At 70.4% G+C, this 24972-nt stretch carries 19 protein-coding genes and 1 tRNA gene; 11 read left to right on the top strand and 9 right to left on the bottom strand.

Features of this window, described 5'->3' with window-relative positions; translation table 11 throughout:
* The first annotated feature begins 101 nt into the window (after positions 1-101).
* On the top strand, positions 102-4082 hold the full coding sequence (gene hrpA, locus BOQ63_RS22440; protein WP_072654855.1) for an ATP-dependent RNA helicase HrpA: 3981 nt from the start codon (positions 102-104) through the stop codon (positions 4080-4082).
* A gap of 131 nt (positions 4083-4213) precedes the next feature.
* Positions 4214-4287: transfer RNA gene (locus BOQ63_RS22445), tRNA-Asp, on the top strand.
* Between the two features lie 347 nt (positions 4288-4634).
* On the opposite strand, the gene bldC is transcribed toward BOQ63_RS22445, so the two are convergent.
* Both bldC and BOQ63_RS22455 read right to left on the bottom strand, forming a co-directional pair.
* A complete protein-coding gene (bldC, locus tag BOQ63_RS22450; protein ID WP_014137253.1) occupies positions 4635-4841 on the bottom strand; it encodes a developmental transcriptional regulator BldC in 207 nt (68 codons plus the stop codon).
* 487 nt (positions 4842-5328) lie between these two features.
* Positions 5329-6231 (bottom strand): DUF8083 family protein, encoded by a 903-nt coding sequence (locus BOQ63_RS22455; RefSeq protein WP_465389164.1) that lies wholly within the window; start codon positions 6229-6231, stop codon positions 5329-5331.
* 208 nt (positions 6232-6439) lie between these two features.
* On the opposite strand from BOQ63_RS22455, the gene BOQ63_RS22460 reads away from it, so the two are divergent.
* On the top strand, positions 6440-7597 hold the full coding sequence (locus tag BOQ63_RS22460; RefSeq protein ID WP_072654856.1) for a Glu/Leu/Phe/Val dehydrogenase dimerization domain-containing protein: 1158 nt from the start codon (positions 6440-6442) through the stop codon (positions 7595-7597).
* A gap of 383 nt (positions 7598-7980) precedes the next feature.
* The gene (locus BOQ63_RS22465; RefSeq protein WP_030289496.1) at positions 7981-8238 is read left to right on the top strand and encodes a DUF3073 domain-containing protein; all 258 of its coding nucleotides are present in this window, start codon (positions 7981-7983) and stop codon (positions 8236-8238) included.
* A gap of 193 nt (positions 8239-8431) precedes the next feature.
* Here the strand turns inward: BOQ63_RS22465 and purM are convergent, their stop codons facing one another.
* From purM to BOQ63_RS22480, 3 genes are all read right to left on the bottom strand, one after another.
* A complete protein-coding gene (gene purM, locus BOQ63_RS22470; RefSeq protein WP_030289497.1) occupies positions 8432-9517 on the bottom strand; it encodes a phosphoribosylformylglycinamidine cyclo-ligase in 1086 nt (361 codons plus the stop codon).
* A gap of 83 nt (positions 9518-9600) precedes the next feature.
* Positions 9601-11184 (bottom strand): amidophosphoribosyltransferase, encoded by a 1584-nt coding sequence (gene purF / locus BOQ63_RS22475; protein ID WP_030289498.1) that lies wholly within the window; start codon positions 11182-11184, stop codon positions 9601-9603.
* A 320-nt stretch (positions 11185-11504) separates the two neighbouring features.
* Entirely contained in the window at positions 11505-12356 is an 852-nt protein-coding gene (locus BOQ63_RS22480) for a diacylglycerol kinase family protein (RefSeq protein WP_030289499.1), read from the bottom strand.
* A 126-nt stretch (positions 12357-12482) separates the two neighbouring features.
* Between BOQ63_RS22480 and BOQ63_RS22485 the strand changes: the two genes are divergently transcribed.
* Together BOQ63_RS22485 and BOQ63_RS22490 are read left to right on the top strand one after the other, a co-directional pair.
* Positions 12483-13766, top strand: coding sequence for an adenylosuccinate synthase (locus BOQ63_RS22485; RefSeq protein WP_030289500.1), 1284 nt, complete (start codon positions 12483-12485; stop codon positions 13764-13766).
* Between the two features lie 124 nt (positions 13767-13890).
* Complete coding sequence (locus tag BOQ63_RS22490) at positions 13891-14493, top strand: GNAT family N-acetyltransferase (RefSeq protein ID WP_030289501.1); 603 nt, start codon at positions 13891-13893, stop codon at positions 14491-14493.
* Here the strand turns inward: BOQ63_RS22490 and BOQ63_RS22495 are convergent.
* Entirely contained in the window at positions 14421-14927 is a 507-nt protein-coding gene (locus tag BOQ63_RS22495; protein WP_143174762.1) for an ATP-binding protein, read from the bottom strand. The two genes, BOQ63_RS22490 and BOQ63_RS22495, sit on opposite strands and share 73 nt — an antisense overlap.
* Before the next feature lie 852 nt (positions 14928-15779).
* Positions 15780-15935: a hypothetical protein gene (locus BOQ63_RS22500; RefSeq protein ID WP_157846581.1), complete on the bottom strand. Its 156-nt coding sequence runs from the start codon at positions 15933-15935 to the stop codon at positions 15780-15782.
* Between the two features lie 327 nt (positions 15936-16262).
* On the opposite strand from BOQ63_RS22500, the gene BOQ63_RS22505 reads away from it, so the two are divergent.
* The 3 genes from BOQ63_RS22505 (at position 16263) to metG (ending at position 19162) form a co-directional block, all read left to right on the top strand.
* The gene (locus BOQ63_RS22505) at positions 16263-17099 is read left to right on the top strand and encodes a helix-turn-helix domain-containing protein (RefSeq protein ID WP_167395774.1); all 837 of its coding nucleotides are present in this window, start codon (positions 16263-16265) and stop codon (positions 17097-17099) included.
* Positions 17096-17302 carry a DUF397 domain-containing protein gene (locus tag BOQ63_RS22510; protein WP_030289510.1) on the top strand — a complete coding sequence of 69 codons (207 nt, stop codon included), beginning with the start codon at positions 17096-17098 and terminating at the stop codon, positions 17300-17302. The genes BOQ63_RS22505 and BOQ63_RS22510 overlap by 4 nt, the downstream gene beginning before the upstream one ends.
* A 141-nt stretch (positions 17303-17443) precedes the next feature.
* Entirely contained in the window at positions 17444-19162 is a 1719-nt protein-coding gene (gene metG / locus BOQ63_RS22515; RefSeq protein ID WP_030289512.1) for a methionine--tRNA ligase, read from the top strand.
* A gap of 118 nt (positions 19163-19280) precedes the next feature.
* Here the strand turns inward: metG and sbnB are convergent, their stop codons facing one another.
* Positions 19281-20288: a 2,3-diaminopropionate biosynthesis protein SbnB gene (sbnB, locus tag BOQ63_RS22520; RefSeq protein WP_072654858.1), complete on the bottom strand. Its 1008-nt coding sequence runs from the start codon at positions 20286-20288 to the stop codon at positions 19281-19283.
* 64 nt (positions 20289-20352) lie between these two features.
* Positions 20353-22581 carry an MMPL family transporter gene (locus tag BOQ63_RS22525; RefSeq protein WP_050366655.1) on the bottom strand — a complete coding sequence of 743 codons (2229 nt, stop codon included), beginning with the start codon at positions 22579-22581 and terminating at the stop codon, positions 20353-20355.
* Positions 22582-22983: 402 nt separating this feature from the next.
* Between BOQ63_RS22525 and BOQ63_RS22530 the strand changes: the two genes are divergently transcribed.
* Together BOQ63_RS22530 and BOQ63_RS22535 are read left to right on the top strand one after the other, a co-directional pair.
* Complete coding sequence (locus BOQ63_RS22530; RefSeq protein WP_078867631.1) at positions 22984-24105, top strand: ATP-binding cassette domain-containing protein; 1122 nt, start codon at positions 22984-22986, stop codon at positions 24103-24105.
* A complete protein-coding gene (locus tag BOQ63_RS22535; RefSeq protein WP_072654859.1) occupies positions 24102-24920 on the top strand; it encodes an ABC transporter permease in 819 nt (272 codons plus the stop codon). Before BOQ63_RS22530 ends, BOQ63_RS22535 begins: the two co-directional genes overlap by 4 nt.
* Positions 24921-24972 lie beyond the last annotated feature (52 nt).

The raw sequence follows: 24972 nt of genomic DNA on the forward strand, positions 1-24972 counted from the left end.
TTCGCGACCAGTCGTTCGCGATTCGCCACCGGCGGCTGTGACACTGGAGGGGCTCGAAAACCGAGGTGCGCTCCGCCGTGCCTCCTTGCGAACCTAGAGGGATGCCCGCAGTGAGTTCTCCCGCAGTCCAGTCCGCCCCCGTACCCGCCGAGGGTCCCGGAATCGGTGAGCTGGCCGCCCGCCTGCCCGAGCTGACCCTGCGCGACGAGGTGCGGATCGGGCGCCGGCTGGAGGGGGCCCGCAGGGTCCGCAAACCCGAGGCCAGGCAGAAGATCGCCGCCGAGATCGCCGCCGACATCGACCGCGCCGAGCTGCTGGTCGAGCAGCGCCGGGGCGCCGTGCCGAAGATCACGTACCCGGCCGAGCTTCCGGTCAGTCAGAAGAAGGACGACATCCTGGCGGCCATTCGGGACCACCAGGTGGTGATCGTCGCAGGTGAGACCGGGTCCGGCAAGACCACCCAGATCCCGAAGATCTGCCTGGAGCTGGGCCGTGGCGTGCGCGGTCTGGTCGGTCACACCCAGCCGCGCCGGATCGCCGCCCGTACGGTGGCCGAGCGCGTCGCGGAGGAGCTGGACACCCCGCTCGGCGAGGCGGTCGGCTGGAAGGTCCGGTTCACCGACCAGGTCGGCCAGGACACCCTGGTCAAGCTGATGACGGACGGCATCCTGCTGGCGGAGATCCAAACCGACCGCGATCTGCGCCAGTACGACACCCTGATCATCGACGAGGCGCACGAGCGCAGCCTCAACATCGACTTCCTGCTCGGCTACCTCAAGCAGCTGCTCCCCCGCCGCCCCGACCTCAAGGTCGTGATCACCTCCGCGACGATCGACCCCGAGCGCTTCTCCCGGCACTTCGGCGACGCTCCGATCATCGAGGTCTCCGGCCGGACGTACCCCGTCGAGGTCCGCTACCGCCCGGTGATCGACGACGGCGAGGACGAGGCCGACGAGGCGGACCGCGACCGCGACCAGATCCAGGCGATCTGCGACGCCGCCCAGGAACTGCAGGACGAGGGCCCGGGCGACATCCTGGTCTTCCTCTCCGGCGAGCGCGAGATCCGCGACACCGCCGACGCCCTCACCAAGCTGAAGCTGAGGAACACCGAGGTCCTCCCGCTCTACGCCCGCCTCAGCTCGGCCGAGCAGCACCGGGTGTTCCAGCGCTCCAACCTGCGCCGGATCGTGCTGGCCACCAACGTGGCCGAGACCTCGCTGACCGTCCCCGGCATCAAGTACGTGATCGACCCGGGCACCGCCCGGATCTCCCGCTACAGCCACCGCACCAAGGTGCAGCGGCTGCCGATCGAGGCGATCAGCCAGGCCAGCGCCAACCAGCGCAAGGGCCGCTGCGGCCGCACCTCGGACGGCATCTGCATCCGGCTGTACTCGGAGGAGGACTTCCTCTCCCGCCCCGAGTTCACCGACGCCGAGATCCTGCGCACCAACCTCGCCTCGGTGATCCTCCAGATGACCGCGGCCGGCCTGGGCGACATCTCCGCCTTCCCGTTCCTGGACCCGCCGGACTCGCGCAACATCAAGGACGGCGTCCACCTGCTGCACGAGCTGGGCGCGCTGGACCCGGACGAGAAGGACCCGCGCAAGCGCCTGACCGCGCTCGGCCGCAAGCTCGCCCAGCTCCCGGTGGACCCGCGGATGGCCCGCATGGTGCTGGAGGCGGACCGCAACGGCTGCGTGCGCGACGTCATGGTGATCGCCGCCGCGCTGTCCATCCAGGACCCGCGCGAGCGCCCCGCCGAGAAGCGCCAGGCCGCCGACGAGCGGCACCGCCGGTTCTCCTCGGAGACCTCGGACTTCCTCTCCTACCTGGCGATGTGGCGCTACGTCCGGGAGCAGCAGAAGGAGCTCTCCTCCTCGGCGTTCCGCCGGATGTGCAAGTCGGAGTTCCTCAACTACCTGCGGATACGGGAGTGGCAGGACGTCTACACCCAGCTGCGCACCGTCGCCAAGCAGTTGGGGGTGACGATCGAGGAGCCTCACCCCGATGCCGAGCCGGACGCCGACCGGATCCACCAGTCGCTGCTGGCCGGGCTGCTCTCCCACATCGGCCTGTTCGACGTGGAGAAGCGCGAGTACGGCGGCGCCCGCGGCGCCCGCTTCGCGGTCTTCCCGGGCTCCGGCCTGTTCAAGAAGCCCCCGCGCTGGGTGATGTCGGCCGAGCTGGTGGAGACCTCCCGGCTGTGGGCCCGGATCAACGCGAAGATCGAGCCCGAGTGGGTCGAGCCGCTGGCCGGGCACCTGATCAAGCGCAGCTACAGCGAGCCGCACTGGGAGAAGAAGGCCGGCGCCGTGCTGGCGTACGAGAAGGTGACCCTCTACGGGATGCCGATCGTCGCCCAGCGCAAGGTCAACTACGGCCGGATCGACCCGGAGCTCTGCCGCGAGCTGTTCATCCGCAACGCGCTGGTCGAGGGCGACTGGGAGACCCACCACCGGTTCTTCGCCGAGAACCGCAAGCTGCTCGGCGAGGTCGAGGAGCTGGAGAACCGGGCCCGCCGCCGGGACATCCTGGTGGACGACCAGACCCTGTTCGACTTCTACGACGCCCGGCTGCCCGACGAGGTCGTCTCCACCCGGCACTTCGACTCCTGGTGGAAGAAGGCCCGGCACGAGCAGCCGGACCTGCTGAACTTCGAGAAGTCGATGCTGATCAACGACGCCGCGGACGGCGTCACCGAGGCCGACTACCCGGACTACTGGCAGCAGGGCAAGCTGCGCTTCAAGCTGACCTACCAGTTCGAGCCGGGCAGCGACGCGGACGGCGTGACCGTCCACATCCCGCTGCCGGTGCTCAACCAGGTCACCGCGGAGGGCTTCGACTGGCAGATCCCCGGCCTGCGGGAGGAGCTGGTCACCGCGTACATCAAGTCGCTGCCCAAGGCGATCCGGCGCAACTTCGTGCCGGCCCCGGACTTCGCCAAGGCGGCCCTGCGCCAGGTGAAGGACCGCCAGGAGCCCTTGCTGCCGTCCCTGGAGCACGCCCTGAAGCGCCTGACGGCCGTCACGGTGCCGCCGGAGGCCTGGGACGACGAGCGGGTGCCGGAACACCTCAAGGTGACCTTCCGGGTGGTGGACGGCAAGCGCAGGCTCGCCGAGTCCAAGGACCTGGAGGAGCTGCGGCTGAAGCTCAAGCCCAAGCTCAAGGAGACGCTCTCCTCTGCAGCCTCCGGCAAGGGCATCGAGCAGAGCGGCCTGACCGCCTGGCCGGCCGGGCTGCCGGTGCTCCAGCGCACCTTCGAGCAGCGCTCGCGCGGCCATTCGCTGCGCGCCTACCCGGCGCTGGTGGACGAGGGCTCCTCGGTGGGCGTGAAGCTGTTCGACACCCCGGAGGCCCAGGCCCACGCGATGTGGGAGGGGACGCGCCGACTGCTGATGCTGACCACCACCTCCCCGGCCAAGTCGATCCAGGGCCGGCTGGGCAACCAGGCGAAGCTGGCGCTCTCGCACAGCCCGCACGGCTCGATCAACGCCCTGTTCGAGGACGTCGTCTCGGCCGCGACGGACCGGCTGATGGCCCTGGCCGGCGGCCCGGCCTGGGACGAGGCGGCCTTCGGCAAGCTGCACGACAAGGTGCGGGCGGACCTGTACGACCTGTCCGCGGACACCACGCTGAAGACGGCCACCGCGCTGATCGCCTTCCACAAGGCCTCGACCCGGCTGAAGTCGGTGAGCAGCCCGGTGCTGCTGAACGCGGTGAACGACGTCCGGCTGCACCTGGCCTCGCTGGTGCACCCGGGCTTCGTGACGGCCACCGGCTGGCAGCGGCTGCCCGACCTCAAGCGCTACCTGCTGGCGGTGGACCGCCGGCTGGAGGCGCTGCCCAACCACCCGCAGCGGGACGCCCAGCAGCTGCTGAAGGTCCAGCAGGTGCAGCAGGCGTACGGGGAGCTGCTGGCGGCCGTACCGCCCGGGCGGCAGCCCTCCGAGGAGGTGCGGGCGATCCGCTGGATGATCGAGGAGCTGCGGGTCAGCTTCTTCGCCCAGTCGCTGGGCACGCCGAGCCCGGTCTCGGAGAAGCGGATCATGAAGGCGATGGAGGCGGCCCGGGCGACCCTGTGACCCGGGCGGCGCCCTGAGCTGCGGGTGCGCGGTGGGGCCTTCAGGAGCCAGTTCGACCTGGAGGCCCACCATGGGCTACGATCTGTCTTGTTCGCAGCGCGGCAAGCGAGTGAACGAGATCAGAAAACTCTGGTCCCGTGGAGCAGTTGGTTAGCTCGCCACCCTGTCAAGGTGGAGGTCGCGGGTTCAAGTCCCGTCGGGATCGCCGTAGCGCGAGAGGCCCGGAACCGTAAGGTTCCGGGCCTCTCGCTTTTGGTTTTCGGCTTCTACCAGGCACCAGGTCCGGGCCACAAGCGGCAGGTGCTGTGATCGTCGCCACTCGATGCCCCCGGGAACGACCCCGGAAACAGTCGGTTCTTGAGTCCACTAATTTAATATGTAAAATTGCACTTCTATTCACTGTAAATCCCCCCCGCACCACGTGCACCAAATCGTTATCCGGAGTTCAGCATTCCGACCCTCGCGAAGCGCGCTCCGGGCACGACAAAGGGGCCGCTGACCGGACCCGGCGGAGTCCGGTCAGCGGCCCCTTTGAAAGAGCCTTCGGCCTAATCAGGCCTCAGTGCGCTGAGCGGGAATCCCGGCCAGCAGGGCACGCACCTCCGCCTCACGGTAACGACGGTGACCGCCGAGCGTGCGGATCGACGTCAGCTTGCCCGCCTTGGCCCAGCGGGTGACCGTCTTCGGGTCAACGCGGAACATGGTGGCAACCTCCGCCGGCGTCAGCAGCGGCTCAGCATCAGGGGTACGAGCGGTCATGAGCGGCCTCCTCGGGAGAACCGAACCAGGGCGGTTCTATCCTTCAAATTCTGCACCTTGGCCCGCGATGCCCTAAATGGCATAGACGGACCGAGTCGGTTATAGGACGAACGGCTTGTCCTGGTGTCTACAACTACACCATCCGTCCAGCCCTATCGACCAAACCGCCAAAATTGACCCCTCACGGGTTCAAGGCCGACGGATGGCGATGGACCACCCCATAACGGACAGTCACTCGACAGTGACGTCCGGTTACGAGGGGACCAGACCCTCCGTTTCCCCGCAAAGCACGCATCGACTCCAGAACCACCCAAAAGTGGGCACGCTCACGTGAAGTTGGGCTGGTTGTCCCATTTTTGCACATAGGGGTAAGTTCGCGTCAACGGTGAGTAGTGTCACGTTCGGCAGCTATTGACCCGAACCGGGACCTTGGTCGGAGCCGTTGCGGACCAAAGACCCCTCCCAGTCATACACGGGCGGTCGGACGTCAGTTCGCCTGCCGCAGCGCAAGCACCCGCCGCCAGCGCACCGTCAGTTCCCCGTACGCGCGCAGCGCCTCGGCGGTGTCCCCCGCCCGCAGCGCCCGCAGCCCGTCCTCCAGCTCCCCCGCCGAACGGTCCGCCAACAGCCTCTCCGGCCCCAGCAGATGCACCAGCCCCCCGTAGTCCAGCTCCACCAGCGAGCGCGGGTGGAACTCCTCCAGCCACCGCCCGACCTGCTCCGCCCCGCGCACCAACTCCCCCTCCGGCACCGCCTCGCGCAGAGCCCGGTAGGCCCGCGCCACCCGGCGCCGCGCCTGGGCCATCGGCACCAGGTAGAACAGCGCCGCCGGCCTCCCCCGCTCCCCCTCCACTCCCTCCCCGTCCGTACCCCCCGGCACGAAGCAACGGTCCTCGTCCCCGAACGGGAGGAACCAGCGCACCGGCACCTCCCACCGGCTGGTGAGGATCCACGGCCGGGCGTCCGGGTGCCCGGCCAGCCAGCGCTCCCGGTCCGCCTCGGCGGCCGCCCTGGTCACCGGCGGCACCGCGGTGTCCAGCAGCGCCACCGGAGCCCCCGCCCGCAGCTCCTCCAGCGCCTGCCAGCTGCGCAGCCTGGTCGCCCACGGGCACACGTACAGTACGCCGTCGACGATCCGCAGGTACGCCCGCCCGCTCTCCTTCTCCGGCAGCGCCCTCGGCGTGCGGGCGGCCAGCTCCGCGAGCGCCTCCCGCTGCTCCTCCAGCACCGCCGCGGCCACCGACTGCTCGGCCGCCGACGCGTCCGGCCCGTGCTCCGCCGCGTAGGCCTGCCAGTCCGCCCGCTCGGGTTCCGGGTAGGCCGCCAGCGGCTCGTAGACGCGCAGGTGGGCGGCGTAGGGCGGCAGTACGGAAGTGCGTACGACGGTCACGTCCTGCATGGTCGCACGCGCCGCGCGGCGCCGGGAGGGCGCGCCTGCGAACCGTTCGTCCCCGCACCGCGCGAGCTCCTCCGTCTCACCCTTCGGACAACCGGCACAAGCTCGGACAAGACGGCGGATCAGCGGCCCCCGCCCGACTACTCTTCGGCTTAGGCGCCCGCACCACAGCAGCGGGCCTTTCGATACTGGAGTCACCACAGTGACCGACGTACAGACCCCGGCCACGCACCCCGCACCCGGCGTGCTCAGCAGGATCTTCCGCACCGAGCAGGACGGCGCCCCCGGCGACGGCCACGAGCAGGTCGTCCTCTGCCACGACCGCAGCTCCGGGCTCAAGGCGATCATCGCCATCCACTCCACCGCCCTCGGCCCCGCCCTCGGCGGCACCCGCTTCTTCCCGTACGCCTCCGAGGAGGCGGCCCTGGAGGACGCGCTGAACCTCTCCCGCGGGATGTCCTACAAGAACGCGCTCGCCGGCCTCGACCTCGGCGGCGGCAAGGCCGTCATCATCGGTGACCCGAACAAGGACAAGAACGAGGCGATGCTCCGGGCCTACGGCCGCTTCGTCGAGTCCCTGCGCGGCCGCTACATCACCGCCTGCGACGTGGGCACCTACGTCCAGGACATGGACGTCATCGCGCGCGAGACCGAGTTCGTGACCGGCCGCTCGCCCGAGCACGGCGGCGCCGGCGACTCGTCGATCCTGACCGCCTTCGGCGTCTTCCAGGGCATGCGCGCCTCCGCCCAGGCCCGTTGGGGCCAGCCCACCCTGCGCGGCAAGCGGGTCGGCGTCGCGGGCGTCGGCAAGGTCGGCCACTACCTGGTCGGCCACCTGGTCGCGGACGGCGCCACCGTGGTCGTCACCGACCCCTTCGAGGCCGCCGTCAACCGCGTGCGCGCGGCCCACCCGGAGGTGGAGGTGGTCGCCGACACCACCGCCCTGCTCCGGGCCAAGCTGGACGTCTACGCCCCCTGCGCCCTCGGCGGCGCGCTGACCGACCCCGTGGTCGCGGCGCTCAGCGAGTTCGGCACCTCCATCGTCTGCGGCGCGGCCAACAACCAGCTGGCCCACCCGGGCGTCGAGAAGGACCTGTCCGACCGCGGCATCCTCTACGCCCCCGACTACCTGGTGAACTCCGGCGGCGTGATCCAGGTCGCCGACGAGATCGACGGCTTCAACTTCGAGCGGGCCAAGAACAAGGCCACCAAGATCTTCGACACCACCCTGGAGATCTTCACCCGGGCAGCCGCCGACGGCGTCCCGCCGGCGGTCGCCGCCGACCGCCTGGCCGAGAAGCGGATGCGCGAGATCAGCGCGCTGCGCACGGTCCTGCTGCCGGGCGCCCGCCGCGGCTGACCGGGCCCGCTCCGGTGAGCCGGTGCGCGGGGGGCCGTCACCGTCGGCCCCCCGCGCATCACGATGTGGAACCGGATTCTCACTTCTCCGCCCGAACGGGTGATCCCAGGCCCCCCCAGGGGGGATAATCGGTCCTGGAACGACGGACCCCGAACACCTCCGGACAGCGTGCAAAACGCCGCAAAACCTCCTCTGACCTGGGAAGACCCGGTCGTTGGTGCAGTCGGTGCGCGCCACGTCACACCGACGACGTACCGTCCAGCGGCGGAAACAGGTACCGTTAATGCTCCAAGGGACGGTCCTCCCATTCGGGCAGGCCGGTCCTGATCATGAACACGTGTCAGACTCGGGGCCGTGAGCCCCATCGTTGAGGGGGTCGACCCATGGGGCGCGGCCGGGCCAAGGCCAAGCAGACGAAGGTCGCCCGCGAGCTGAAGTACAACAGCGGCGGGTTCGACGCTAACCGTCTGTCCAACGAGCTGGGCGTATCGCCGTCCACCGCTTCGATCGACCCGGAGCCGATCGAGGAGGAGGAGGACGACGACCCGTACGCGGAGTACGCCGCCCGCTACGCCGACCTCGACGACGAGGACGACAACGAGCCGGGCAACGGGCCGTCGCGGGCATCCCGCCGCTCGTAACCCACAGCTTCGCCGGACCGGTCCGGGCGCCCCTGGGTGCCGGACCGGTCTTCGGCGTTCCTCCGGGCGGATCCGGCGCCGTCGCGGACGACAGCCGTCGGTTGCCAGGCCAGGGTGACCGCCGCAGACGTGCGGCAGAGGCCCCTCCGGTGCACCGGAGGGGCCTCTGCCGTCAACGGGGCCGGACGGGCCGTCAGCCCGCCGTGAAGCCCTCGTAGGCGTTGTAGAGGGCCGCGCCCTCCGTGTGCTCGTCGGTGCGCTCGACGATGTCACCGAGCAGCCAGGCCTCGACGCCGCGGTCCTCCAGGATCGACAGCACCACGTCCACCGAGTGCGGCGGGACGACGGCGACCATGCCGACACCCATGTTGAGCGTCTTCTCCAGCTCCAGGGTGGCCACCTTGCCGACCTCGGCGACGGTCCGGAAGACCGGCAGCGGGGTCCAGGTGCCGCGGTCCAGGCGGGCGTGCAGGCCGTCCGGGATGACCCGGGCCAGGTTGGCCGCCAGGCCGCCGCCGGTCACGTGCGAGAAGGCGTGCACCTCGGTCGCGCGGGTGAGCGCCAGGCAGTCCAGCGAGTAGATCCGGGTCGGCTCCAGCAGCTCCTCGCCGAGGGTGCGGCCGAACTCCTCGACCTTGCGGTCCAGCTTCCAGCCGGCCTGGTTCAGCAGCACGTGGCGGACCAGCGAGTAGCCGTTGGAGTGCAGGCCGGAGGCGGCCATCGCGATCACCACGTCGCCCGCCCGGACCCGCTCGGAGCCCAGCAGCGCGTCGGCCTCGACCACACCGGTGCCGGCGCCCGCGACGTCGTACTCGTCCGGGCCGAGCAGGCCCGGGTGCTCGGCGGTCTCGCCGCCGACCAGGGCGCAGCCGGCCAGCGCGCAGCCCTCTGCGATGCCCTTGACGATCGAGGCGACCCGCTCCGGGACGACCTTGCCGACGCAGATGTAGTCGGTCATGAACAGCGGCTCGGCGCCGCACACCACGATGTCGTCCACGACCATGCCGACCAGGTCGTGGCCGATGGTGTCGTGCTTGTCCATGGCGGCCGCGATGGCCACCTTGGTCCCCACGCCGTCGGTGGCCGAGGCCAGCAGCGGCCGCTCGTAGTCCTTGAAGGCGGACACGTCGAAGAGGCCGGCGAAGCCGCCGAGACCGCCGACCACCTCGGGGCGGTTGGCCTTCCTCACCCACTGCTTCATGAGCTCGACGGCGCGGTCGCCCGCCTCGATGTCGACACCGGCGGCGGCGTAGGTGGCGCCGTTCTGGTTGCTGGTCACTGCGTGCGGCCCTTTCGGGTCAGGTGGGGGTGGTTCGGAAACAGCGGTGGGGCCCCGGTTCGCGGGACCCCACCGTGCGTTCGTTACGGGCGGCGCAGCGCGTCGGCCGCGCCCGCCCCGCCGAGCAGCGACTGGACGCCGTCCAGGTCGCTGCCGCTGGTCGGCTTGCCGCGGACGGCCGGCTGCTGCTGGCCGCCCTTGATCTCGGCCTCCAGCAGGAGCTTGCCGAGCAGCGCCGGGTCCGGCAGCTCCATCGGGTACTCGCCGTCGAAGCAGGCCCGGCAGAGCTTGTCCTTGGGCTGCTTGGTGGCCTCGATCATGCCGTCGATCGAGATGTACGCGAGCGAGTCGGCGCCGAGCGTGCGGCCGATCTCCTCGATGGTCATGCCGTTGGCGATCAGCTCCGCGCGGGTGGCGAAGTCGATGCCGAAGAAGCAGGGCCACTTCACCGGCGGCGAGGAGATCCGGATGTGCACCTCGGCGGCGCCCGCCTCGCGCAGCATCTTCACCAGCGCGCGCTGGGTGTTGCCGCGCACGATCGAGTCGTCCACGACCACCAGGCGCTTGCCCTGGATGACCTCGCGCAGCGGGTTGAGCTTGAGCCGGATGCCGAGCTGGCGGATGGTCTGGCTGGGCTGGATGAAGGTGCGGCCCACGTAGGCGTTCTTCACCAGGCCGGAGCCGTACGGGATGCCGCTGGCCTCGGCGTAGCCGATCGCGGCGGGGGTGCCGGACTCGGGCGTGGCTATCACCAGGTCGGCCTCGACGGGCGCCTCCTTCGCCAGTCGGCGGCCCATCTCCACCCGGGAGAGGTGCACGTTGCGGCCGGCGATGGAGGTGTCGGGGCGGGCCAGGTAGACGTACTCGAACACGCAGCCCTTGGGCTTCGCCTCGGCGAAGCGGGAGGTGCGCATGCCGTTCTCGTCGATGGCGATGAGCTCGCCGGGCTCGACCTCGCGGATGAAGGAGGCGCCGCAGATGTCCAGCGCCGCCGTCTCGGAGGCGACCACCCAGCCGCGCTCCAGCCGGCCGAGCACCAGCGGGCGGATGCCCTGCGGGTCGCGGGCGGCGTAGAGGGTGTGCTCGTCCATGAAGACGAGCGAGAAGGCGCCCTTGACCTTGGGCAGCACGACCTTGGCCGTCTCCTCGATGGAGAGGTCCGGGTGGCCGGCCAGCAGGGCGGTCACCAGGTCGGTGTCGTTGGTCGCGGCGGTCCGGCCGGAGCGCGAGACGTGCTCCTCGCCGGGCAGTTCGGCGACCATGGCCGCCAGTTCGGCGGTGTTCACCAGGTTTCCGTTGTGCCCGAGGGCCAGCGAACCGTGCACGGTCGCCCGGAAGGTCGGCTGGGCGTTCTCCCAGACCGAGGAACCGGTGGTCGAGTAGCGGGCGTGTCCGACGGCGATATGCCCGTGCAACGACCCCAGCGAGGCCTCGTCGAAGACCTGGGAGACGAGCCCCATGTCCTTGAAGACGAGAATCTGGGAGCCGTTGCTCACTGCGATGCCCGCGGATTCCTGACCGCGGTGCTGCAGGGCGTAAAGGCCGAAGAACGTGAGCTTGGCGACCTCCTCGCCGGGAGCCCAGACACCGAAGACGCCACACGCGTCCTGGGGGCCTTTCTCGCCGGGAAGAAGATCGTGGTTGAGTCTTCCGTCACCACGTGGCACGCCTTCGAGTCTAGGGCAGTTGACCAGGGCTTCCGGAACCCGGGACGTCCGGTTCGGTCGGCGATCGCGGAGTAACGCGCGTAGACAAAACCCCTTACGGGGCCGGGAATTCGGGTGGGGGAATTCCGTCGGACGTCGGTTGGCCTTGCGGTTCGCGCCTGTTGGGGCTTTCCGTGTGCGGAGCGGTGGTTGCCGGGGCGGCGCGAACGTGAGCCTGCTCACCCGGGGTTCAGCGGGCGTTCACGGGCGGAGGTCGTGCGGCGCGCGTTCACGGGCGGGCTCGCGGGCGGGGGTTCGCGGGCGGGGTTCGCGGGTGGTGGTCACGCCGCGGGCAGCAGCAGGCCCCAGGCGCCCGGGTGGACCGTCCAGGTCCGGGCGCGGACCGGGCCGACCGCGTGGCCGTCCGCCTCGTAGCCGAAGCCGCGCCCGACCACCGAGACGCTCGCCGCCCGCGCCCGTACCAGCGCGCCCGGCGCGCTGACCACCACTTCGAGCACCCCCGCGCCGGCCGGGTCGGTCCGCCCGGCGCCCTGGAGGGTCAGCTGCACCAGCCGGACCGGGCGGTGCACGTCGGCGAGCAGCCGGCCGTCCGCCTCGACCCGGACCCGGGGGCTGTGGTCCGCCGTCTCCGGGGTGAGTGCGTTCGCCTGCTCGGCCGCAGCCAGTTTCGCCCATAGCGAACGCCACCCACCCGTACGGCCCACCTGCCGCCGGGCGCCACCGGTGATCCGCACCCCGCCCAGCGCCACCCCGCCGCCGTCGTCCACCAGCAGGTCGAAGGTGCGCGGCGCACCCGACAGCACGGCCCGCGCCGCCCGTACCGGCTCGCCCGGCACACCGAGCGCGCGGGCCGTCGCCAACTCCTCCGCCCGGCCGACCGGAACCATGCCCACCGGATCGGCGCCCAGCTCACGCTGCCGGTGCAGTGCCTGGAGCACCCGCTGCAGGGCGAGATCGGAACCGATCACCACCGGTCGCCGACGGCCCCGGTGCGAAAGCATCCGGTCGAGTTCCGACGGGCTCTCCGGATAGGCCACCTTGACGTCCGCACCCCCGCACAGCACGTCCTTCGCGATCCGCACCGACTCCCCGTCGGTCTGCCGGGCCGCCGGGTCGAGCAGTAGTAGAAGGGGCTCGGGACCGCCGGTTCCAGGCGTGGACAGGGACGACACGACCGGTCCTTCCTCAGGTAATCTCTCGGTGCAAGAGCCCCTTGCGCCATTGCGCCAGGGGCTTCGTCTATCTCGGGGCAGACTGCGGCCTACGCAGGATGCCCCAACCGGAAGGGGTGTACGCCTGTGCCGGCACTCGTGCTCGTTGGCGCTCAGTGGGGGGACGAGGGCAAGGGGAAGGCCACCGACCTCCTCGGCGGCTCCGTCGACTACGTCGTCCGCTACCAGGGCGGCAACAACGCCGGTCACACGGTGGTCATCGGCGACCAGAAGTACGCCCTGCACCTGCTCCCCTCCGGCATCCTCAGCCCGAACGTGACGCCGGTGATCGGCAACGGCGTCGTCATCGACCCGGGCGTGCTGCTCTCCGAGCTCAACGGCCTGAACGAGCGCGGCATCGACACCTCCAAGCTGCTGATCTCGGGCAACGCCCACCTGATCACCCCGTACCACCGCACCATCGACAAGGTCACCGAGCGCTTCCTCGGCAAGCGCCGGATCGGTACCACCGGCCGCGGCATCGGCCCGACCTACGCGGACAAGATCAACCGCGTGGGCATCCGGGTCCAGGACCTGTTCGACGAGTCGATCCTCCGCCAGAAGATCGAGGCGGCGCTGCACGACAAGAACCAGATCCTGGTCAAGCTCTACAACCGCCGCGCCATCCCGGCCGACCTGGTGGTCGAGGAGTACCTGGGCTACGCGGAGAAGATCAAGCCCTTCCTGGCCGACACCACCCTCGTCCTGGACGAGGCGCTGAAGGCGAACAAGGTCGTCCTGCTGGAGGGCGGCCAGGGCACCCTGCTCGACGTCGACCACGGCACGTACCCCTTCGTGACCTCGTCGAACCCGACCGCGGGCGGCGCCTGCACCGGCGCCGGCATCGGCCCCACCAAGATCGACCGGGTCATCGGCATCCTCAAGGCCTACACCACCCGCGTCGGCTCCGGCCCCTTCCCGACCGAACTGCTCGACGAGGACGGCGAGGCGCTGCGCCGGATCGGCGGCGAGCGCGGTGTCACCACCGGCCGCGACCGCCGCTGCGGCTGGTTCGACGCCGTCATCGCGCGCTACGCGACCCGGGTCAACGGCCTCACCGACTTCTTCCTCACCAAGCTCGACGTGCTCACCGGCTGGGAGCAGATCCCGGTCTGCGTCGCCTACGAGATCGACGGCCGCCGGGTCGAGGAACTCCCCTACAACCAGTCGGACTTCCACCACGCCAAGCCGATCTACGAGACGCTGCCGGGCTGGACCGAGGACATCAGCAAGGCGAAGACCTTCGCCGAGCTGCCGAAGAACGCCCAGGCGTACGTGAAGGCCCTGGAGGAGATGTCCGGCGCGCCGATCTCCGCCATCGGCGTCGGCCCGGGCCGCGACGAGACGATCCAGATCAACTCGTTCATCTGAGCCTGACGGCCTTCGAGGGCCCCGCGGGACGGTTCGTCCCGCGGGGCCCTTCGCTTAGCCTCGCTGTTTTGCACTAGTTCAGAGATTCATTGCCTCTAGTGCAGAACCGAGCTACGTTCGGATCATGACCGCGAAGCTGCCCTCACCCGTCACCCTCACCGGCCACCACATCCGCCTCGAGCCGCTGGCCCGCCACCATCTCGCCGACCTCTGGGCCACCATCGGCTCCGAGCCCGACGTCTGGCGCTGGACCATGAACCTCCCGCCCGCCACCGAGGAGGAGCTCGGCGCGATCCTCGACGCCCGCATCGCCGAGGGAGCCAGCGGCGAATCCGTGGAGTTCGCCGCCGTCGACCTCGCCAGCGGCACCGCCGTCGGCGTCACCGGCTACTACGACCTCAACGCCAAGGACGAGTACCTGGAGATCGGCGGCACCATGTACGCCCGCTCGGTCTGGCGCACCGCGGTCAACACCGAGGCCAAGCTGCTGCTGCTCACCCACGCCTTCGAGGAACTCGGCATGGGCCGCGTCTTCTGGAAGACCGACGCCCTCAACGAGCGCTCCCGCAACGCGATCCTGCGCCTCGGCGCCCAGTACGAGGGCACCTTCCGCCGCCACCGCCTCCGCCCCACCGGCGTCTGGCGCGACAGCGTCTACTTCTCGATGCTCGCCGACGAGTGGCCTGCCGCCAAGTCCCGCCTGGAGGAGCGACTTTCGCGCGGCTGAGGGCTCACCCTCATCACCGGTGGGCCCAACTTGGCCACGGCCCATACGGCTTTGCCGTGGCTGCCGATCAGTTCGACGGCCCACTCCTCCGAGAGGGCCTCGACGATGTCCAGGCCCCGGCCACTCGCCCGCGCGTCGTCCCAGGCCTGCCGCAGAAGCGGGCCCCCCGAGGCGTCGGAGACGGTGATGTGCAGCTCGCCGCAGAGGAGTTCGAGCGTGATGCCCGGTCGGCCCTCCCCGTGGAGCAGGGCGTTGGTCACCACCTCGGAGAGGATGAGGCACGCCGAGTCCGGGTCCAGGCCCATGGCATGGAGCAGGTCCCGGAGGAATCGGCGGATCGGCCCGACCATCCCGGGAAGGGCCGGCGGGGACAGGTCGAGCCGGAACTCGGAGGCGAGCGGGCCCCGGGAGGGACCGAACCGTGGAAGGCACATGGCTTTCTCCAGCCCTGAGATGAGTGGAAAGCACCTGGGAGAGAAGCGAAACCCGTGGCCTGCCCCGCCGACGATGGAGGAGGGCAGGCGACGGCAGCCTGCACTCCCACACCCGGGGTGCACTTCGGGACCGCTTGCGCGACTTCGCGTAAGCGACTCGCTACACCCGGCAGGCCATCTTCTGGCAGTTGCGCCACCCATTCCGTGGCATTGATGCCTCGTCAATTCGGGGAAAATATGCCCCAATCGGCGAGGGCCGCAGCCCACACGAAGTGGACTGCCGCCACCGGACGCGGGAGACTCTCCGCATGCCGCCGAGGACCACACCAACCGCCCGCCAGTTGCGCGTTGGCCTGGAGCTGCGAAAGATGCGCGACTCCGCCAGGAAGACCTCCGCTAACGCGGCCTCAACTCTCGGCCTGGACCGGACGAAGATCACCCACGGCCCCGCCCGCCCAGGACCTGGGCGGAAGATTCAACGGAGAAGCCAGGGGAAGGGCGAGCGATGCCGGGCCCGTCAGCGCCAGAGACTGATGCGCGGGCTGGTGGCTGTTACGGCCGCCCGCTCAGGTACGGGGCACCTGGGAAGCAGCGGCCGACACGGTCGAGTGGCTCGCGGGACGGTACGGGGAGCACTCGCCCGGCGGCGATCCGTGGATGCCGATCGAGGCACGGCGCCGGTGCGCCGTTGCGCAACTGACCGAGGCGTCGGACGTGGTGTGGTCATGTTGGGTGTCCGGCAGCCGCTGGTCGGGCCACTACGTGATTGTCTGCCCCAACAAGACCTGGCCGCAGCTCGCTTGTCCGGTGAGTTGAGGACATGGTGGGGGTGGGGTCGGGAGGCAGGGCAGGTCAGTCGCGGTCGACGGGGGTGGGGCGGCGGGGGGTGAACTCGCGTTTCAAGGGGCGAAGTTCGCGCGGCTGGCCGTTGACCAGCCAGACCAGCCAGCCGACGAAAAGGACGGCGAGGAGGAGGGTGGACAATCCGGCGACGAGAAGGGCGTTCACCAGGACGGGGAATTGCGGGGAGGAAGACGGAGGGGCGGCGGAAGGGGCACGGCTGTCTCCGGTCGGTGATGTCGAACGCCCTGACCATGCATCTGGTGTGTATTTACGGCTCATTGGCGACTTGGCGACTGTTTACGGGACAACAAGTCAGCGAGTGACAAGGATGACCATAGAGTCAGGGTGCCAGAGTTGCTACCGAGGGACTGGACGTTCACTCCATCGTGGGGTATCCCCCATTTCGCTAGCTAGTGCCCGGTGTCCACGGCACACTTCACCGGAAGCATCGACCGTAGCCGCGATTCGGAGAAGAGAGTCATGCCACCCCGCTTGTCGCCGACCGTGCGCCAGCAGCGCCTGGGAATCGAACTACGCAAGATGCGCGAGCGCGTGGGGGTGACGCCCAAGAGCCTGGCCGCCACGATCGGCACCGACCTGCCCAAGATCTCGCAGATGGAGAACGGGAAGTCGGGCATCAGCGCCGAGCGGCTCCGGACCTGGGCGCGCACCTGCGGCTGCCCCGAGGGCCCGTACCTCGACGCGCTGCTCGCGATGACGCAGGACCGCCGTAAGTACTGGTGGGACGGTTACCGGGGGCGGATGCCCAGCGGGATCGTCGACATCGCGGAGATGGAGCACCACGCGGCGTCGCTGTCGATCCTGAACAGCACTTTCATCCCCGGGCTGCTGCAGACCTCGGACTACGCCGCCGCGGTGTTCGAGCGGCTTCCCGCGCACTACCGGCAGGAGGCGGAGGTCCGGAAGGCATTCCGGATTCGGCGCCAGCAGATCTTCGTCGACCACCCGAAGCCGTACAGCGCAATCCTGCACGAATCCGCACTGCGGATGCAGTTCGGCGGTCCGGAAGTGCTGCGCGAGCAGTTGCGGAGCCTGCTGGAGAATTCCGAGCGGCCGGGCGTGGAGATCCGGGTGATCCCGTTCAGCGTGCCCACCTACACGGGGTCCGGGGAGAGCCTGTATCTCGCCCGCGGGCCGGTCCCGGAGCTCGACACCGTGCAGATCGATCTCTCTCACGGGCCGAAGTTCGTGCACTCCGAGGCGGAATTGGCCTCCTACCGCCGGATCAAGGAGAAGACCGCGGCGATCGCGCTCGGGACGGCGGAGTCCCGGGACTTCATCCGGGCCTTACTGAAAGACTTCGTATGAGTACGTGGCGCAAGGCGTCAGCCAGCGGCGAGAGCACCGACTGCGTGGAGGTCAGATCGGCGGGCGGCCTGGTGGAGATCCGGGAGTCGGACCTGCCCGAGGTGGTGGTGCGCACGACGCCGCGCAAGTGGGCGGCGTTCGTCCGCGGGGTGAAGGCCGGGGAGTTCGACCGGTACGCCGACTTCACCCGGGCCCGGCCGTGAACCGGGCCGTCAACCCGGCTGTGAGCCCGGCCGTGACCCCGCCGTGACGGCGGTAGGCTTGGCAGCCCACAGTGGACCCCTGCGCCTGGCACAGCACTCCGCGTCGGGGTGCGCGTGCGGGAGAAATCGGAGCATCCGAGGATGGCTCGGCACCTGATCACCAGCGCCCTTCCGTACATCAACGGGATCAAGCACCTGGGCAACATGGTCGGGTCGATGCTCCCGGCGGACGTCTACTCCCGCTACCTGCGCCAGACCGGCCACGAGGTGCTGTTCATCTGCGCCACCGACGAGCACGGCACGCCCGCCGAGCTGGCCGCCCAGGAGGCCGGGCTGCCGGTCGCGGAGTTCTGCGCCCAGGCGCACGAGGCCCAGAAGGCGGTGTACGACGGCTTCGGGCTGTCCTTCGACCACTTCGGCCGCAGCTCCTCGCCGCAGAACCGGGAGATCACCCAGGAGATCGCCCGCGAACTCCAGCGCAACGGCTTCATCGAGGAGCGCTCGATCCGCCAGGTGTACTCCAACACCGACGGCCGCTTCCTGCCGGACCGCTACATCGTCGGCACCTGCCCGCACTGCGGCTACGACAAGGCGCGCGGCGACCAGTGCGAGAACTGCACCCGGGTGCTGGACCCGACCGACCTGCTGGAGCCGCGCTCGGCGATCAGCGGCAGCGCCGACCTGGAGGTCCGGCAGACCCGGCACCTGTTCCTGCTCCAGTCGAAGCTGACCGGGGAGGTCGAGCGCTGGATCGCCGACCACGGAGACGACTGGCCGGTGCTGGCCTCCTCGATCGCCCGCAAGTGGCTGACCGAGGGCCTGCAGGACCGTTCGATCACCCGTGACCTGGAGTGGGGCGTCCCGGTGCCGGCCGACGTGTGGCCCGAACTGGCCGCCGAGGGCAAGGTGTTCTACGTCTGGTTCGACGCCCCGATCGAGTACATCGGCGCCACCAAGGAATGGGCGGACGCGGCCCCGGCGGAGCGGCGGGACTGGAAGTCCTGGTGGTACGAGGCCGACGAGAGCGTCCGCTACACCCAGTTCATGGCCAAGGACAACGTCCCGTTCCACACCGTGATGTTCCCGGCGACGATCCTCGGCTCGCGCCGCCCGTGGAAGAAGGTCGACTACGTCAAGGCCTTCAACTGGCTGACGTACTACGGCGGGAAGTTCTCCACCAGCCAGAAGCGCGGGATCTTCACGGACGTCGCGCTGGAGCTGCTGCCGGCCGACTACTGGCGCTACTTCCTGATGGCGCACGCCCCCGAGTCGGACGACTCCAGCTTCACCTGGGACCTCTTCGCCTCGGTGGTCAACAAGGACCTCGCCGACACCCTCGGCAACTTCGTCAACCGGGTGCTCTCCTTCAGCCGCAAGCGCTTCGGCGACGACGTCCCGGCCGGGGCCGCGGCCGGCGAGGCCGAGGCGCGGCTCGGCGAGCAGATCGCCGGCCTGCTGGCCGAGTACGAGGCCCAGCTGGACGCGCTGAACTTCCGCAAGGCGGCGCAGGCGCTGCGCGCGCTGTGGAGCGCGGGCAACGCGTACCTGGACGAGAAGGCGCCCTGGCAGCAGGTGAAGACCGACCCGGAGGCGGCGGCGCTGACCCTGCGGACGGCGATGAACCTGATCCGGCTGTACGCGGTGGTGTCCGAGCCGTTCATCCCGACCGCCGCGGCGGCGATGCGCGGCGCCTTCGCGCTGCCCTCGGACGGGCGCACCTGGATCACCGGGGAGGAGGCCCGGGCGCTGGACCTGGTCCCGGCCGGGACGCCGTTCACCGTGCCGCCGGTGCTGTTCGCGAAGATCACGGACGAGGACCTGGCGGCCTGGACGGCCCGCTTCGGCGGCACGGAGGCGTAGGGTACGCAGGTCACGAGGCCCCCGACCGTCGCGAAACGGTCGGGGGCCTCGTCGGTGGTACGGGCCCGGTGGACGGACCTGTGGCGACGGGCCCGGTGGGGCGGGCCGGTGGTGGGGGCTACCAGCGGGTGGTCTCCGCGAAGAAGCCGGGGATCTCGGTCGCCTTGCCCGCGGCCACCGCCTCCGCGTGCACCAGCGCGCCGACCGCCAGGTCGAGCACGCCGAGGCCGAAGGGCGAGAAGACCACCGGGCGGTCGGTGCCGACGGCGACCTCGCCCTCGATCACCTGGGCGAGCGTGCCGGTGACGAACTCCCGGTTGCCGTAGAGCTGTTCGGCCAGGTGCGGCGAGGTGTTCGCCTTCATGCAGTGCTCCACGTCGTCGAGCACGTTGTACGCGCCGCCGATGATCTCCGGGGCGAGGTCGCGCAGCGAGATGTTGAGCACCAGCTGGCCGGGGGTGAAGGTCTCCGGGTCGAGGATGTACGGCTCGCCGGCGGTGGTGGCCAGCACCACCACGTCGGCGCCCTTGAGCGCCTCGCCGAGGTCCTCGACCACCCGCGCCGGGTAGCCGAGCTGGGCGTCCGCGTGGTCGACCAGCGCCTGGGCGTACGTCGCCTCGCGGTCGTGCACCACCAGCTCGTCGATCGCCCACTTCTGGGCGCCGAAGAACTCCAGGATGTTGCGGGCGATGATGCCGGCGCCGACCACCGCGAGCCGGCCCGCCGTCCGGCCGCCGCTGAGCACCTCGGCGGCGAGCACCGCGGAGGCCGCGGTACGGGCCGCGCTGATCTGCGAGGCCTCCAGGACGGCGAACGGGTAGCCGGTCTCGTAGTCGTTCAGCAGCAGGGCGGCCGAGGCGCGGGGGAAGCCCCGCTCGATGTTGGCCGGGAAGCTGCTGATCCACTTGATGCCGGCCAGGCCGACGCTGCCGCCGAGGTAGGCCGGCAGGGCGATGATCCGGGCGTCCGGCTTGGCGGGGAACCGCAGGAAGTAGCTGTCGGGGTTGACCGACTCGCCGGCGCCGTGGGTCAGGTAGGTCTCCCGGACCTCCTGGACGATCCGCGGGCGGGCTCCCGCGATGACCTCGCGGGCGGTGGTGCCGTCGATGACTCTGAACTCGAACACGGTGGTGGCTCCAGTCGAGACCGCCCGGTGCGGGCGGGGATTCGGATGTGCGGGCGGAGTGGGGTCAGCTGACGTAGGCGGTGCCGGCGGGCTCGTGGCGGCCGCCGGCCGCGTGCGCACCACCGGCGTGGGCGCGGGTGCTGCGGCCGCCGCCCAGCCAGCGCGGCAGGTACCAGTTGCGGTCGCCGAGCAGGGCCATCACCGCGGGCAGCAGCACCGCGCGGACCAGCGTGGCGTCCAGCAGGACCGCGACCGCCAGGCCGATGCCGAGCTGCTTGAAGTCCTGCATGCCCAGGGTGCCGAAGACCGCGAACACCGCGACCATGATCAGCCCGGCGCTGGTGACCACCCCGGCGGTGTTGCGGATGCCGAGGCCGACCGCCTCCCGGCTGGGCTTGCCCGACAGGTAGGCCTCGCGGATCCGGGAGACCACGAACACGTGGTAGTCCATCGAGAGGCCGAAGAGCACCACGAAGACGAACAGCGGCATCCAGGACTCGATCGCGCCGGGTGCCTTGGTGCCGACGATCGAGGCTCCCCAGCCGTGCACGAACACCGCGGTCATCACGCCGTACGCGGCCGCGACCGAGAGCAGGTTGAGCAGGATCGAGGTGATCGAGATGGTCAGCGAGCGGAAGGAGAACAGCATCAGCAGGAAGGTGACGCCCATGACGAAGGCGAACACCGGGACGATGCTGCGGTGCAGCTGGTCGTTGTAGTCGACCGAGAAGGCGAGGTCACCGTTGACCAGTGCGGTGGTGCCCGGGACGGTCTTCAGCGTCTGCGGCACCAGCTGCCCGCGCAGCGCCGCCAGAGCCGCCTTGGAGGTGGCGTCGGTACCGTTGCCGGCCAGCGGAACGCTGATCTCGGCGATGTTCTTGTCCTTCCAGTACCGCACGTCGATCTGGTTGCCGGTCCTGCCGGACGCCAGGGCGGCCGCCTTGAAGTCGTCGATGCTCTTGGCGACCTGCGGCGAGCCGATGTCATCGGCCTTGACCACCACGGTGGCGGGCGAGGGCGAGCCGGGGAACTCCCGGTCGATCCGCTGCGAGACAGAGACCAGGGGGTTGTCCGAGGGCAGCAGCTTGTCCATGCCGAGCTTCTCGGTCTTCATGCCGAGCGCCGGCACGGCCAGCACCACGAGCACCGCGGCGGACAGCACGGCGAAGATGCCGGGGCGGGCGAGCACGCCGCGCAGCAGCGCGTTGGCGGGCTTGGGGTTGGCCGCGGCGGCCTGGCGGCGCTTGCTGATCCACGGGATCCGGCCGGACGCGACCTTGTCGCCGAGCATCGACATCAGGGCCGGCAGCACGGTCATCGAGCCGACCACCGCGACCGCGACGACCTCGATGGTGGCCATCGCGAAGCCCTCGAAGACGGTCAGTCCGGAGAGGAACATGCCGGCCATCGCGACCATGACGGTGAAGCCGGAGACCATCACCGAGTGGCCCGAGGTGTGGGCGGCGATCCGCAGCGCGGTCGCCTTGTCCCGGCCGGCCGCCCGCTCCTCGCGCTCACGGCGCAGGTAGAACAGGCAGTAGTCGACGCCGACGGCCAGACCCATCAGGAACATCACCGAGTTGGTCATGCCGTCCACCGGCACCGCCTGGCTGCTCAGCGAGAGCAGGCCGAGCGCGCCGATGCAGGCGGTGACCGCCAGGGCGACCGGCAGGACGGCCGCCACGAAGGCGCCGAAGACCACCAGCAGAATGCCCAACGCGACCGGCAGGGCGGTCAGTTCGGCGCGCGTGAAGTCGTCGCCGAGGCTGTCGTTGATGCCCTTGAGGGCGGTCGCGCCGCCGAACTCGCCGATGGTCACCTGCGAGTGGGCCTTGGCGGTGTCCTGGACGGCGGTGATCACCGGCTCGATCCGGTCGGCCGCGGTGTCCGGGTCGCCGGTGACGGCGAACGTGATCAGTGCCGAGTGCTTGTCGGCCGAGAAGGCCTGGGTGGTGTACGGGTCACGGAGGTTCTCCGCGAGACCGGTCTTGTTGACCGCGTCGGAGGTGGCCTGGACGGCGCTGCGGAACTCCGGGGAGTCCGCGGTCAGACCGTCGCTGTGGACCAGGATCAGTTCGTTGACCGGGTCGTTGATCCCGGCGTCCTTGAGGATCTGGGCGGCGCGGCCGGAGTCCCCGGTCCCGTAGTCGGCCTGGGTGAGGCTCTTCTGGCCGACCATGCCACCGAGCACGGTGACCAGGACGACCAGGACGACCCAGCCGATGACGGCGGTCCTGCGGTGGTGGGCACTCCACTCGCCCAGCCTGGCCGCGAAGTTGCTTTGACGTGCCATTACCTCTCCTGCGATAGGCGGCATGATCAAGCCGCAGTGGCGACAGTCGGGTTCGGATGTGTCCTCACCGGCATGAGGGGGACCGGAGGAATACTCATGACCGTAGGCCCTCGCGAACGGCCCCGGGGCCTGCGGGAGTTGCAGCATCCTGCGGTGGCAAGCTGCTGCCAGCCGAGCCCCGCCGAAGCCCCTTACCGCGTCCGTTTCCCCGGTGCTACGGTCGGTTCCCGTTGAGGGACAACCATTCGAGCGGGCCACATCCGAGTGAAGCCGGGCCGAAGCCGCGGCAACGCCCAGCGGCCGCCGAACGATTCCACCCAATTCCTTGGTCCCACGCCGGAATGCGCTCCGGCGTCGGCTTTCCGCACGATTCACCTACCTCCGTGAAAGGGGGAATGAATGATGGACACAGCCATTCGGGCGACCGGTCTCGGCAAGAGATACGGGGAGCACCACGCGCTGAGAGGCGTGGACCTGGAGGTGGCGGCCGGCACCGTGCTCGGCCTGCTCGGGCCCAACGGGGCCGGCAAGACCACCACCGTCCGGCTGCTGGCGACCCTGCTGGAGCCGGACCAGGGGCGGGCCGAGGTGGCCGGCTTCGACGTGGTCCGCCAGCAGCGCCAGGTGCGCCGCCGGATCGGCCTGGCGGGCCAGTACGCCGCCGTGGACGGGCTGCTCACCGGCCGCGAGAACCTCGAACTCCTCGGCCGGCTCCTGCACCTGGGCCGCAAGGGCGCCCGCGCGCGGGCGGCCGAACTGCTCACCCGCTTCGAGCTGGAGGGCGCCGCCGAGAAGCCGGCCCAGACCTACTCCGGCGGCATGCGCCGCAGGCTGGACCTGGCCGCCGCGCTGATCGGGCGACCCGAGGTGCTGTTCCTGGACGAGCCGACCACCGGGCTGGACCCGGCGAGCCGGCTGGTGCTCTGGGAGATGGTCCGTGAGCAGGTCGCCCAGGGGGTGACCGTGCTGCTCACCACCCAGTACCTGGAGGAGGCCGACTTCCTGGCCGACCGGATCCTGGTGATCGACACCGGCCAGGTGATCGCCGAGGGCACCCCGGACGAGCTCAAGCGCAAGGTCGGTGAGGAGTGGCTGGAAGTGGGCGTTTCGACCGACGCCGCCCTGCCGCAGGCCCTGGCCGTGCTCGCCCCGGTGGCCGCCGCCCAGCCCGAGGTGGACCGCACCGGGCGCCGGATCACCGTCCAACTGGCCGACGGCATCGGCACGATAGCCGCCGCGGCGGTCGCCCTGGAGTCGGCCGGCGTGCCGGTGACCGACTTCGCGCTGCGCCGCCCGTCGCTGGACGACGTGTTCTTCCACCTGACCGGGCGCGGCACCCAGGTGGGCCGGGCCCCCGAGGAGGGCGCCCAGCCGCTCGCACAGGGCCCGGAGGGGGAGGCCGAGCGGGACGAGAAGGCCGAGAAGGCCGCGCCGGGTGAGAAGGCCGGGCGGACCGAGAACGGTGAGAAGGCCGAGCGGGAGCCGGTGGCCGCCGCCACCGCACGGACGGGAGACGAGCAGTGAGTGACATCGGCGCATCGGCCGGCCTCGGCACGGCCCTCGGCGACACCGCCGCGCTGATCGGCCGCCACCTGCGGCACCTGCGCCGCACTCCCGAGAAGATCATCGCGATCACCCTGACGCCGGTGACCATGGTGGTCGTCCTGGGCTACCTGTTCGCCAGCGTGGTGACCGTGGCCGGCTCCGGGGAGTACCACGACTACGTGATGGCCGGGGTGTTCGCCCAGGTCGGTCTGACCTGCGTCGGCGTGGCCGCGCTGGGTGTGGCCACCGACCTGCGCACCGGTCTGATCGACCGCTTCCGCTCGCTGCCGATGGGCCGCTCCGCCGTCCTGGTCAGCCACACCGCGGCCGACCTGCTCACCGCCGCGGCCGCCACCTTCGCCGTCACCCTGGCCGGTCTCGGCGTCGGCTGGCGGATCCACAAGGACGCCGGCTCGGCGGTGCTGGGCTTCGTGCTGGTCCTGGCCTTCGCCTACGTGATGCTCTGGCTGGGCGCGCTGGTCGGCATGCTGATGCGCAACGCCGAGGCGATAAACGGCATTTCGGCGCTGTTCCTGGTCGTGCTGTCGTTCCTGTCCAACTCGTTCATGCCGCTGTCCGGGCTGCCCGCCTGGCTGCGCGCGGTGGCCGAGTGGAACCCGGTGAGCCTGGTGGCCACGGCCTGCCGCGAGCTGTGGGGCAACGCGCCGACGGTGGCCGGCTCCAGCCTGCCGGACCGGCACCCGGTGCTGCTCGCGGTGATCGTGGTGGCGGCCCTGCTCGCGGTGCTGGTCCCGGTGAACCTACGGGTCTACCGCACCGCGGTGACGCGTTGAAGGAGCACGGGGCAGGCCGGTTCGGGCGAGGCGGTAGGTGTCCCGCCCGGAC

This window comes from Streptomyces viridifaciens (assembly GCF_001888885.2).
GTDB lineage: Bacteria > Actinomycetota > Actinomycetes > Streptomycetales > Streptomycetaceae > Kitasatospora > Kitasatospora aureofaciens.

What these genes read in the sequence shown, in the direction of transcription:
- hrpA (WP_072654855.1), top strand. Translation starts at nt 102, where the DNA reads ATGCCCGCAGTGAGTTCTCCCGCAGTCCAGTCCGCCCCCGTACCCGCC.
- bldC (WP_014137253.1), bottom strand. Translation starts at nt 4,841, where the DNA reads ATGACCGCTCGTACCCCTGATGCTGAGCCGCTGCTGACGCCGGCGGAG.
- BOQ63_RS22465 (WP_030289496.1), top strand. Translation starts at nt 7,981, where the DNA reads ATGGGGCGCGGCCGGGCCAAGGCCAAGCAGACGAAGGTCGCCCGCGAG.
- BOQ63_RS22490 (WP_030289501.1), top strand. Translation starts at nt 13,891, where the DNA reads ATGACCGCGAAGCTGCCCTCACCCGTCACCCTCACCGGCCACCACATC.
- BOQ63_RS22495 (WP_143174762.1), bottom strand. Translation starts at nt 14,927, where the DNA reads ATGTGCCTTCCACGGTTCGGTCCCTCCCGGGGCCCGCTCGCCTCCGAG.
- BOQ63_RS22510 (WP_030289510.1), top strand. Translation starts at nt 17,096, where the DNA reads ATGAGTACGTGGCGCAAGGCGTCAGCCAGCGGCGAGAGCACCGACTGC.
- metG (WP_030289512.1), top strand. Translation starts at nt 17,444, where the DNA reads ATGGCTCGGCACCTGATCACCAGCGCCCTTCCGTACATCAACGGGATC.
- BOQ63_RS22525 (WP_050366655.1), bottom strand. Translation starts at nt 22,581, where the DNA reads ATGGCACGTCAAAGCAACTTCGCGGCCAGGCTGGGCGAGTGGAGTGCC.
- BOQ63_RS22530 (WP_078867631.1), top strand. Translation starts at nt 22,984, where the DNA reads ATGGACACAGCCATTCGGGCGACCGGTCTCGGCAAGAGATACGGGGAG.